At 60.7% G+C, this 11,593-nt stretch carries 9 protein-coding genes; all 9 read right to left on the bottom strand.

Going from position 1 to position 11,593, the window contains the following annotated elements; genetic code table 11:
* Positions 1-67: 67 nt before the first annotated feature.
* The 9 genes from M2367_RS05425 to M2367_RS05385 all read right to left on the bottom strand — a co-directional run bounded on the left by M2367_RS05425 (position 68) and on the right by M2367_RS05385 (position 11,045).
* The gene (locus M2367_RS05425; RefSeq protein ID WP_042043146.1) at positions 68-430 is read right to left on the bottom strand and encodes a DUF2750 domain-containing protein; all 363 of its coding nucleotides are present in this window, start codon (positions 428-430) and stop codon (positions 68-70) included.
* 193 nt (positions 431-623) lie between these two features.
* Positions 624-2,255 (bottom strand): methyl-accepting chemotaxis protein, encoded by a 1,632-nt coding sequence (locus tag M2367_RS05420; protein ID WP_042043145.1) that lies wholly within the window; start codon positions 2,253-2,255, stop codon positions 624-626.
* Between the two features lie 156 nt (positions 2,256-2,411).
* On the bottom strand, positions 2,412-3,716 hold the full coding sequence (locus M2367_RS05415; RefSeq protein ID WP_042043144.1) for an inosine/guanosine kinase: 1,305 nt from the start codon (positions 3,714-3,716) through the stop codon (positions 2,412-2,414).
* 238 nt (positions 3,717-3,954) lie between these two features.
* Positions 3,955-4,347, bottom strand: coding sequence for an MAPEG family protein (locus M2367_RS05410; RefSeq protein ID WP_259236214.1), 393 nt, complete (start codon positions 4,345-4,347; stop codon positions 3,955-3,957).
* Between the two features lie 90 nt (positions 4,348-4,437).
* The gene (gene hemH, locus M2367_RS05405; protein ID WP_259236059.1) at positions 4,438-5,412 is read right to left on the bottom strand and encodes a ferrochelatase; all 975 of its coding nucleotides are present in this window, start codon (positions 5,410-5,412) and stop codon (positions 4,438-4,440) included.
* 73 nt (positions 5,413-5,485) lie between these two features.
* Complete coding sequence (gene adk / locus M2367_RS05400) at positions 5,486-6,130, bottom strand: adenylate kinase (protein WP_042043142.1); 645 nt, start codon at positions 6,128-6,130, stop codon at positions 5,486-5,488.
* 259 nt (positions 6,131-6,389) lie between these two features.
* Complete coding sequence (gene htpG, locus M2367_RS05395) at positions 6,390-8,315, bottom strand: molecular chaperone HtpG (protein WP_042043141.1); 1,926 nt, start codon at positions 8,313-8,315, stop codon at positions 6,390-6,392.
* Positions 8,316-8,483: 168 nt separating this feature from the next.
* Positions 8,484-9,086 carry a recombination mediator RecR gene (gene recR / locus M2367_RS05390; RefSeq protein ID WP_042043139.1) on the bottom strand — a complete coding sequence of 201 codons (603 nt, stop codon included), beginning with the start codon at positions 9,084-9,086 and terminating at the stop codon, positions 8,484-8,486.
* Positions 9,087-9,143: 57 nt separating this feature from the next.
* A complete protein-coding gene (locus tag M2367_RS05385; RefSeq protein ID WP_259236058.1) occupies positions 9,144-11,045 on the bottom strand; it encodes a bifunctional diguanylate cyclase/phosphodiesterase in 1,902 nt (633 codons plus the stop codon).
* Between the last annotated feature and the right edge of the window lie 548 nt (positions 11,046-11,593).

Here is an 11,593-nt window from a genome sequence, read left to right as displayed (position 1 = left end):
ACGCCCATAAAAAAACCTGCGACGGATCGCAGGTTCAATGCAGGTAAGGTGAGGGGGTCGCTAACCTTCAGGCGTCCAGTTCAACCAGTACCTTGGCCAGCTCGATAGGCTCAAGCTCCTGGCCTTCCAGCTCCGCATTCCAGTTCGGTCCGACCAGGACATCATCTTCGTCCAGATCGCCAATCCAGATATCGAGAAACTCTTCCAGATCGATCAGCTCAGGCTCATAGTCGGCCCACTCATCGACACAATGCAGACGGGCATCCCCTTCTGCAGACCAGAGTGGCATCACATCGGCATCTTCAAATTCGGCTGAGCGGCACACCACCCAATCCTCACCGTAGCGCAAGCCCCACAGCTGACCCGACTCACGGACCTCTTCGATAAACAGTTGGAAATTGGCGTCAAGGTTGTCAGTTAGCTTGCTCATGGTGCTCTCTCTTTCGGGCTGCCGGGGCCAGTACTGGCCAGGTTGGGCAAATGGTGTCCCAAAAGCGCAGCGGACTCAAGTCAAATCCCTAAAAAGGGGGGATCCGGGCCCGAACCCCGCCACTGAGGCCAGGTAACGTGCAGATCCACACCCTGATGACGCACGACCGGCCAAGATCCCGCCCCATTGGAGATCAGGTGCGGTACTGACTGACCAGCGCACTCAACTCATCGCTCGACTGTGCCAGCGCGCGTGTCGCCTGCTCCGTCTGGCGGTTCTGGGCCTGGGCTTCCCCCGCCTGTTGGGAGATGGAGACCAGGCGGTGATTTATCTCATCGGCCGCCTTGCTCTGCTCGTTGGCGGCATTGGCTATCTGGGCATTCATCTCGGTGATGGTATCGACCACCCTGGTGATGGCATGGATGGCGCCCCCCGCATCGGTGGCCTGGTCGGCGGTCGCCCGCGACAACTGCTGCAACTGATCAATCCCCCCCGTCACCGTACTCACCCCTGCCTGCAACCGAGATATCATCTGGCGGATCTCGTCAGTCGAGCTGTGGGTGCGATTGGCCAACGTTCGCACCTCATCGGCCACCACCGCAAAGCCTCGGCCCTGCTCACCGGCCCGGGCGGCCTCAATGGCTGCGTTGAGCGCCAACAGATTGGTCTGTTCGGCGATGCCACGGATCACATCCAGCACTGAACCTATCTTCAGGGTCTCCTGCTCCAGGTGAGTGACGGCACGCACCGTCTCCTGCATCTCATCGGCCAATCGGGCTATGGTGCCTATGGTCTGCTCCACCACCTGGCAGCCATCACCGGCCAGGCGTTTGGCCTCATCGGCGGCGACCGCCGCCTGGGCTGCATGATCTCCCACCTCGCGACTGCTCACCGTCATCTGCTCCATGGCGCTCGCCACCCGCAGGGTATCCTGCTCCTGGCTGGTCACTATCTGGCTGGTGCGTTCCACCACCTGACCAAGCTGGCTCGCCCCTTGCCGGTTCTGGCTGGCGATCTGCTGGGTGCGTCCGACCAGCAGGGCCATCTGATTGGCAAAGTCATTGAAATTGGTCGAGAGCTGGGCCAACTCGTCACGGCCCTCGGCCGGGAGACGAAATCGCAGATCCCCCTCTCCCCGCGCTATGTTGCCAAGGGCCGTGACCGACTGGGTCAGCGGCGCCACTATGCTGCGCACTATCAGGCTCACCAGGGCGATGAGCAGCAGGGCCAGCACCAGGCCGATGGCGAGCTGGGTCTTCAGCACCCCCTGATATTGGGCCTCGACGTCGTCCACATAGACGCCGGTGCCGATGATCCAGTCCCAGGGGGCGAAACGCTTGACGTAAGAGATCTTGCGCACCGGCGCATCGACCCCCGGTTTGGGCCAGTAGTAAGCCTGCTCGCCCCCCTCCGGCTGCTGCTTGACCACGTCGACAAAGGCGACGAAGAGCTTGAGTCCCTGCTGATCCTCCACTCCGGAGAGATCCTTGCCGTCCAGCTCGGGCTTCATGGGGTGCATCACCATGGTCGGGTGACTGTCATTGACCCAGAAGTAGTCGTTGTCGCCGTATCGCAGCCCCTTGAGGGCAGCCAGGGCCTGAGCTTTCGCCTGGGCCTCATCGAGCTTACCGCTGCGCACCTGCGCCTCGAAGCTCGCCACCAGGGTGTAAGCGGTTTCAACCTGAGCCCGGGTCTGGCGACTCTTCTCCGCCATCAGGCCATCAAAATAGAGGTGCAGGCTGCTGGCCAGCAGCAACGCCAGGATCAACAATACGCTCAGGGTCACCAGCAACAAGCGCCGGCCTATGGTCCATCGTCTCAACATTCCTTCATCCTTGCCCTGAAAACACTTGATGACCAAGGTATGACGGCTCCGTTGACGCTGTCTATTCATGAGCCAAATGGGGCACCAAAAACATGATCCAGACCAGAGAATGCAAAAAGGCGCCCGCAGGCGCCTAAAGTTTTCCACAACGCAGGATCAACGCTCCCAGTACACCTCTTCCAGACTGTCTTCTTTCTCGGGCAAGCCCCGGGACAGGCGCGGGCTGCTCTGGGCCAGCACCTCGTAGCTCACCCGGTTGGCGTACTTGCACACCTGGGCCAGGGAGGAATAGGTCAGAAACTCGGAGGCATGCTTGGCGGAGTTGGGCACATTCATGCGGTGGTAGGCGTTGGCCACCATGTCGTGCAACACGGCAGACAGGGCACCGTCACCGGCACCATTGGTGTTCTTGATCTTCTCCGGACCGCCCATGTAGGGGGAGATATGGGAGTAGATCCGTGCCGGATTGCGGCAACTGTTCCGAGCCATGGGACGACTGAACTCATACATGTTGAACTCGGGGATCTGGCCCGGCAGCAGGGTATGGGTGGTCTCGCGCTTATGGTCCTCGTCGGTGTAGCTCGCCATGTAGAGGCCGATAGGGCCCGCGGTGCAGAGCACCATGTCGGCCCAATCCAGCGCCTTGTCGGCAGCCATCAGCGGATCGGAGAAACCGGTCAGCGCCTCCCCCTCATCTTCGTTCATGGCGAGCACGGTCACGTTCTCGGCAATAAAGTCACGCCACCATTGGGGGTTTTCATCGATGACGAAGCGGGTGCCCAAGGTCAGCACCACAGGCACATTGGACTCTCGGGCATAACGCACGGCGGCCATGGCGGCCTCTTTCATCGGCGTGCCATCTTCGCCACGCACCAGATAGGCGGTGATCACCAGGGCTGAGGCCCCCTTGATCACCTCCTCCGGGATATGAGCCACGTCCAGGTGATCCATCTTGCCGGCATTGATGCCAAAGCTGCGCTCGCCGCATTCGGTAATGAAGGTGAAGCAGCGCCCGACCGGGCCACTGACCGGCTGCAGGTAATCAAGATTGACCCGCGACGAGGTGTTGCACAGATAACGGTAGGCGTAGCTGCCGATGCGGATGTCCTGGCTCATGACGCCGAGCAGGATAGAGTGGGAATCGGCCAGCACCGAGTAGTTGTGCATGGTATTGCCTATGGTGCCGCCGGCGAATTCGCTCACCACCATGTTGTTGGTCTTGAGTTCCTCATAGACGCGCTCGGCCACATCGTCGCTGATCACCACTGAGTGACCCTTGCTCAGGCCGTAGCGGGTCAGAAAGGCCTCATCAACATGGGCTTCAATGTCCACCAGGGTCTGATCTATCCCCACCACATAAGCCTGACCCAGCTCGGTCATCTGCGGATTCTGGGTGATGAGGGGATCGCGCCTGTCGACCGGAAAATAGTGTTTTGACTTGCGCTGACCGGGAAATTTCATGGCTGTGGCCTTGACTCTGGGATGAACGAGGGGCGGGATTTTAACACAATCCGAAGCGGCGAATAGACGCACATTTAAAATATGAAGTCAGTATAGACAAGGCTTGCAGGGCGAAAACGTTTGCCATGCAGACCTGAAAAACCACCCGGCCATGGGGTGGTCATTAACAATCCGGCCCGTGCGCTGGGCTAACCGACAGTCTCTGTCGGCCGCCAGGAGAAAATGGCTGGCGTCAGGACTAGCGCGCCGAGATCCCCGCCTGCAAGGCCAGCAGACTCAGCAGCGCAAGCGACCCCCAGAACAGCAGCGTGCCGAAGAGTCGTGCCGGATTGGGCGCCTTGGGCTGCTGAATGCCGATGGCATGCAGTATCCGTCCGAGCAGCAGCATGCCCCCGCCCAGATGCAGCCAGAGCGGCGCCGAGCCCGCCAATTCACACAGCGCCAGCAGCAACAGGGTCAGTGGCACATACTCGGCAAAGTTGCCGTGGGCACGAATGGCCGCCAGCATTTGCGGGGCCTCCCCTTCTCCTATCATCACTTTGAACTGGGCACGGCGCTTGACGACCCAGACGGAGAGCAGCAGAAACAGCAAGCCGAGCAGGCCGGCGTAGGTCAGGGTGATGGGTAACAGCATGGGCGTGTCCCTCTGGCGTGGATCGGGTATCAGGATGTGAAAACAGCCAGGCTCTGCCCCTGAATATCAGGGCAGCGCCTGGCCCACTCAGGCCAGCTCGCGGCAGATCAGCGACACCATCATGCGGATGTGGGCCTGATCGCTGTTGAGGGCCGGAATATAGTGGAACTGCTCCCCCCCCGCCTCAAGGAAGACGGCGCGGTTCTCGACCTGGATCTCTTCCAGGGTCTCGAGGCAATCGGCCGAGAAGGCCGGACAGATCACATCGAGCCGCTTGACCCCCTGCTCGGCAAGCTGGGCTATGGTGACGTCGGTGTAAGGCTTGAGCCACTCCTGCTTGCCAAAGCGCGACTGGAAGCTGGCGTTCCACTGCTCAGGCGCAAGACCCAGCGCCTCGGCCAGCAGAGTCGCGGTGCGGCGGCACTGGTGACCATAAGGGTCTCCCTCATCTTCACAGCGCTGGGGGATGCCGTGGAAAGAGATCAACAAGTGCTCACCCTGGCCCTGCTGCTCCCACTGGCGGCGCACGCTCATGGCCAGCGCCTGAATGTATTCCGGGTGGTTGTGATAGTCGCGGATGAGGCGCATCACCGGCAAGTGACGCTCGCCTCTCATCACCTTGGCCCAGCCATCAAACACGGCCGCCGTGGTGCTGGCGCTATATTGGGGGTAAAGCGGCAGTAATATCACCCGGTTGACCCCTTGCGCCTTGAGCGCCTGCCAGCCGTCGCTCAGGGAAGGCTTGCCATAGGTCATCGCCAATACCACGGGCACATCGACGCCTTCGCGCTTGAGCTCTTGTTCAAGGGCCGCGCGCTGACGCTGACTGATGGCCATCAAGGGCGAGCCCTGCTCGGTCCAGATCTGCTGGTAGAGCTTGGCCACCCTGGGGGCGCGAATGGGTAAAATGGCGAGATTGAGCAGGGGCGACCACAGCAGGCGCGGCAGTTCTACCACCCGAGGGTCTTGTAAAAATTGGCGGAGAAAAGCCCTGACGCCGGCGGGGGTCGGAGCGGCTGGGGTGCCCAGATTGACAAGCAGGATCCCGGTTTTGGTGGTCACGTTTGCTTCCTGTCACATGCAAAGAGGGCCCAGTATGGGCCCTATTTATATGGCAATGATCCCGATGGCGGGATCAGGCCAGAATGGCGGCCAGCTGCTGGCTCACCTGATCAACGGGCTGAGTGCCGTCGATCTTGACGTAACGGGTGTGGCCGGCTTCGGCCTCTTTGCCGTAGAAACCGATCAGCGGCGCAGTCTGCTGATGGTACACATCCAGACGCTTGCGCACCGTGGTCTCTTCGTCATCGGCACGGATCACCAGATCCTCGCCGGTCACGTCATCCTTGCCTTCCACTTTCGGCGGGTTGAACACCACGTGGTAGGTTCGGCCGGAGCCGGAGTGCACACGACGGCCGCTCATGCGCTTGACGATCTCTTCGTCCGGCACGGCGAATTCGAGCACGAAATCAACAACGACGCCAGCATCCTTCATGGCTTGTGCCTGAGGAATGGTGCGGGGGAAGCCGTCCAGCAGGAAACCGTTGGCGCAATCAGCCTGAGCAATACGCTCCTTGACCAGACCGATGATGATGTCGTCGGAGACGAGCTGACCTGCATCCATCACAGCCTTGGCCTTGAGGCCCAACTCGGTGCCCGCCTTGATCGCCGCCCGCAGCATGTCGCCGGTGGAGATCTGGGGAATACCGTGTTTTTCCATGATGAACTGAGCCTGGGTGCCTTTACCGGCACCCGGAGCCCCCAACAGAACAATGCGCATACACGCTCCTATTGATTGGTTATTCAAATCTTGAGAAGGCAAAAAACTACACGGTTTCCCGCTTTTTAACAAGCAAACCGCGAGCGAGTGCCGATTTTACCACCAGTATCCCCACACTCCCCTTAGGGTGAGGAGAGGCAGATGGAAACCGGAAGTGAGTGAAAATGCAGCAGCTGTCGTAGCTGTCGTAGCTGTCCGGCACGACAGCTGCCAAGGGATCGGCAAAAAAGAGGCCCACTCGCCAGAGTGGGCCAACTCATCAGGACTGAAGCAACAGCCGGTTGATACGGGAGACGAAGCTGGCCGGATCATTGAGGCCGCCCTGCTCCGCCAGCTGGGCCTGTTCGTGCAGCAGGCTGACCCACTCGCCGAACAGGTTGTCGTCGGTGATGGCGCCCAACTTCTTCACCAGCGCATGGTCGGGGTTGAGCTCCAGGATGTACTTCTGCTCCGGTACCGGCTGGCCGGCGGCGCGCATCAGCTTGATCATCTGGGTGCTCATGCCGCTGTCATCGGTGACGATGCAAGAGGGTGAGTCGGTCAGCCGGTGGGTGACCCGTACCTCTTTCACCGCCTCGCCGAGGCTGCTCTTGACGCGCTCAACCAGACCGGCGTTGGCCTTTTCGGCCTCCTCCTGCGCCTGCTTGGATGCCTCATCTTCCAGATCCCCCAAGTCCAGCTCGCCACGGGTGACGGAGACCAGCTGCTTGCCATCGAACTCGTCGAGGTGGCTCATCAGCCACTCGTCGACCCGCTCCCACATCAGCAGCACTTCGACACCCTTCTTGCGGAAGATCTCGAGGTGCGGGCTGTTCTTGGCAGCGGCGAAGCTGTCGGCGGTGATGTAGTAAATCTTCTGCTGACCTTCCTTCATGCGGCCAACATACTCTTCCAGGGAGACGGTCTGGGCTTCACCCTCGCCCGCCGTGCTGGCAAAGCGCAACAGCTTGGCGATCTCTTCCCGGTTGGCATAATCCTCGGCAGGCCCCTCTTTGAGCACGTTGCCGAACTCGCTCCAGAACTTGGCGTACTTCTCGCTATCGTCCTTGGCCAATTTGTTCAGCATGGTCAGGACGCGCTTGGAGCAAGCCTTGCGCAGGGAGGCGGTGACCTTGTTGTCCTGCAAAATTTCGCGGCTGACGTTGAGCGGCAGATCGTTGGAATCCAGCACCCCTTTGACGAAGCGCAGGTAGGTCGGCATAAACTGCTCGGCGTCATCCATGATGAAGACGCGCTGCACGTAGAGCTTCAGGCCATGCTTCTGCTCGCGGTTGTAAAGATCGAAGGGGGCGCGGGCCGGGATGTAGAGCAGGCTGGTGTACTCCTGGCTGCCTTCCACCCGGTTGTGACCCCACAGCAGCGGATCTTCGAAGTCATGGGCGACGTGCTTGTAGAACTCCTGATACTCCTCGTCCTTGATCTCTTTCGGATTGCGAGTCCAGAGTGCGGTGGCGCGGTTGACCTGCTCCCACTCGCCAGTAGTACCCGCATCGGAGCCGACGATGGTCTCGCCGTCCTCTTCGCTGTCCGGGGTGCCCTCCTTGTACATCTCCACCGGCACGCTGATATGGTCGGAATACTTGGCGACCACGGCGCGCAGGCGCCAGTCGTCCAGGAACTCCTCTTCCTCGGCGCGCAGGTGCAAGATGACGTCGGTACCGCGACCGGCTTTGGTCACGTCGGCGACGGTGAAGGAGCCTTCACCTTCCGATTCCCACTGCACGCCCTGGCTCGGCTCGGTGCCGGCGGCGCGGGAGATCACGGTCACCTTGTCGGCGACGATGAAGGCAGAGTAGAAGCCCACCCCGAACTGGCCGATCAGCTGGGAGTCTTTACCCTGATCGCCGGAGAGGTGCTTGAAGAAGTCGGCGGTGCCGGACTTGGCAATGGTGCCCAGGTGTTCAATCACCTGGTCACGGGTCATGCCGATGCCGTTATCCGAGATGGTCAGAGTCTTGTTCTCTTTGTCCACCACCAGACGCACGCGCAGCTGGCCGTCGTTTTCGAACAAAGAGGCATCGGAAAGCGCCTTGAAGCGCAGCTTGTCCGCCGCATCGGAGGCGTTGGAGATAAGCTCGCGCAGGAACACTTCTTTGTTGGAGTAGAGGCTGTGAGCCATCAGGCTCAGCAGTTGTTTGACTTCGGTTTGAAAGCCGTGGGTTTCGGCATGAACACTTTGGGTCATCGACCAGTCCTCAAAACATCGGTTGAACGGTTACCCAACCTAGATGGGGCTGGCCTTGCAAATATCAAGGGGCGAGTGTGCAATCTTGCTCACTCGCCCCTGGTCGTGGCGGTCACATTGTCGGGTGTCGGCGCGGGTGAGCGCCAAGACCCGGGTCACGCCGAAGCGCTACTTCAGACGCTGGCGCCCCATCAGGGAGTGGGAAAGCGTGGTGCCATCCACCAATTCGAGCTCGCCGCCCACCGGCACGCCGTGGGCGATGCGGCTCACCTCGACCCCGGCGCTGCGCGCCATGTCGGCGATGTACCAGGCGGTGGCATCCCCCTCGATAGTGGGGTTGGTGGCGAGGATCAGCTCGCTGATGGACTCATCCTTCAGGCGGCGCTCAAGGATCTCCAGCCCCAGCTCTTCGGGTCCGATGCCATCGAGGGGGGAGAGATGCCCCATCAAGACAAAGTAGCGACCGGAGAACTGGCCGGTGTGTTCGATGGCGGCCACGTCCGCCGGACTCTCCACCACGCACAGCAGACCACTCTCGGCCCGTTTGGGGCTCTGACAAATCTCGCAGCGCTCCTGCTCGGTAAAGGTGCGGCACTGGCTGCAATGACCAATCTCGGTCAGGGCGCGGGTCAACAGCTGGGCCAGACGCAGGCCACCGCTGCGCTCGCGTTCGAGCAAGGTAAAAGCCATGCGCTGAGCAGACTTGGGGCCGACCCCGGGCAGAACCTGCAAGGCCTTCATCATGTCGTCCAGCAGGGGACTGAATTTCATCTCGCACTCCTCAAGGCGTTTCCTGGCGCAGGACTATACCCGAGGCAGGGACGGGCGTCAGCCCATGAGTGAGACAGCGTGGGGTTGATGGGCAAGGTAGCGTTGGCAGAAGGCACGAAAATCGGCAGCGGGCATCGGCTTGGCGTAGAAGAACCCCTGGATCTCATCGACGCCGAGATCGTAGACCACCGCCAGCTCAGCCGCCGTCTCCACCCCTTCGGCCACCACGGGCACCGCCAGCTTGTGGGCCAGATCCGTGATGCTGCTGACGAACAGCTGTTGGCGGGCGTGGCTGTCGATATCGCATATGAAGGACTTGTCTATCTTGATCTTGTTGAAGTTGAGCTCTTTGAGGTAGGCAAAGGAGGACCAGCCGGTGCCAAAATCATCGAGGGCAATGCGCACCGTCAGCTGCTGCAAAGCGGTCAGAATACGCTGGCTGAGCTCGAGATCGTCCAGGGCTATGGTTTCGGTCAACTCCAAAATCAACTGATCGGCACACAGTGGACTCGTCAGCAGCATGCGCGCCACCCGCGAGGGCAACTCCTCATTGAACATGGAGCTGGAAAGGTTGATGGAGATCTCCAGCTTCATCATCTTGCTGGGCGGCAGTGGTGCCAAGTCCTGGCTGACCTGATTGAAGATCCAGTCGCCGAGGCGCTCTCCCAGGCCATTGTCTTCGGCCAGGCTGATGATGTCCGGCGGGCTGATGAAGCCGTATTGAGGATGTTGCCAGCGAAGCAGGGCCTCGGCGCCGAGCAGGTGACGCCCCTCCCGCTTGATGATGGGTTGATAGTAGAGACTGAGTTGATCACTCCCATCCCCATCCAGATGATCACGCAACTCGGCCGCGAGTTGACGGCTGCGCTCATAACGGCTCAGCATGGCCTGATTGAACAGCTGGCTGCGGACCCCTTGCTGGCGGGCATTGTCCAGTGCAATGTCGGCAAACAGCATGATCTCTTCAACCTGGTGGCTGGCAGTCAGGCCCTGGCTGATCCCCATGCTCACCTTGACTCTGTGGGCCGGATCGGCCTGAAACACCAGTTGCTGCAGGTGAGCCAGCAGGCGATCCGGGTAATCCGGCTCCTGTTCACCGAAGTACGACAGGGCAAACTCGTCACCGCCAATGCGCGCCACGAAGGCCCTGCCTGCGACGAACTCCTCGATGGCCCGGGCCACCGTCATCAGCAGGGCATCCCCCGCCGCATAACCCAGGCTGTCATTGACCTCCTTGAAGTGATTGAGTTCGAGCAGGCAGAGCGTCAGCGGGCGCTCCTGATTGACATCGCGCCGCGCCGCCTGCTCCAGCTCCCGGATAAAGGCGGCGCGATTGGGCAATCGAGTAAGAGGATCATTCCAGGCCAGGAATTGATGGCGGCGGGTTTCCCGGAAAAGCATGTAGAGCATCACCAGGCCCACCAGCAACAGGCCGCTCAGCAACCAGAAATTGCTCTGCTTGGATTGCAATAATGAGACTCGCTGACGAATGGCGCTCGGGCCGGTGAAGTTCTCCACCATGAGGCCGCGAATGTCCGGCATCATCTCCTTGAGTCCCAATGCCAGCTTATCAAGGCCCGCAGACCCCGGATGGGGATCCAGCACATCCTGCTCATGGGCCTTGATCAGCGTGAAGATGCGCCCCACCTTGCTTTGTGCGTCAAAGTGCTGGCGGATGGTACTCGATTCGTCCCCATTGAGAAAAATCTCCAGCCGATTCCAGGCCAGATCGTAACGCTTGTTCAGCTCGCGCTCATCCAGATCCCCGCTCTGGTAGAGGGTGACCCCTTCCTGGAAGCTCTGCATTTCAAACTCCAGCTGGGCCAACGACCAGGCAGAGAGCTGGGTGTAGCGCACCAGCAGGGTGAAGGCGCGATCATTGCTCCAGGCCGACCAGATAGTGACCCCGAGAAAGGCCACCAGGATCAGGGCCAGGGAGGCAAACTTGCCGCGCACCATGCTATTGGGTCTCGCGCTGAGTCATTTGCCGCCCAATCTGACGATGGCAGGGGTGCTTGCCAGGCACAGGGCCAGCGCTGCGAGTCTTGAGCAAGAGGTGCCCATCGTCCTCCTTGCCCCGCGTCGCGAGGGGCCCGCCCCCGGTGTTCATCTGAGGCAGTCTTGCCAAGGCCCTGGCCAAACACTGCACCGCGACCGTGCGCGCGCGGCCGCTCTCGTCACTGAGCATGATGCTCATCTCCTGCTCCTGGTGCCCCTGGCTCGCTCCTTGCCTGCGGCCGTGTCCCGCCCACAGCCCCCCTGCGTGCGACTCTGCTCATCATGCGGTTTCCTCCGATCATGCGGTTTCCTCCGATCATGCGGTTTCCTCCGAGCCTGAACACACCCTATCGATTTGATATTTCAACTTATAGTAAACCATAGTCGAATGGCAATCAGCGTCTCGAATGAGAGAGAACGGCGACCAATAATGCAGCAGACGCCCTCCCCTTGCCCCGCCAGCGTTGCAGTGGGTTCCCCATCTGTGCCAGCATTGGCGGCCCAAGGCC

The organism is Aeromonas sp. BIGb0445 (assembly GCF_024809075.1).
Taxonomy (GTDB): Bacteria; Pseudomonadota; Gammaproteobacteria; order Enterobacterales; family Aeromonadaceae; genus Aeromonas; species Aeromonas rivuli.
This window is presented reverse-complemented; position numbering and strand designations above follow the sequence as displayed.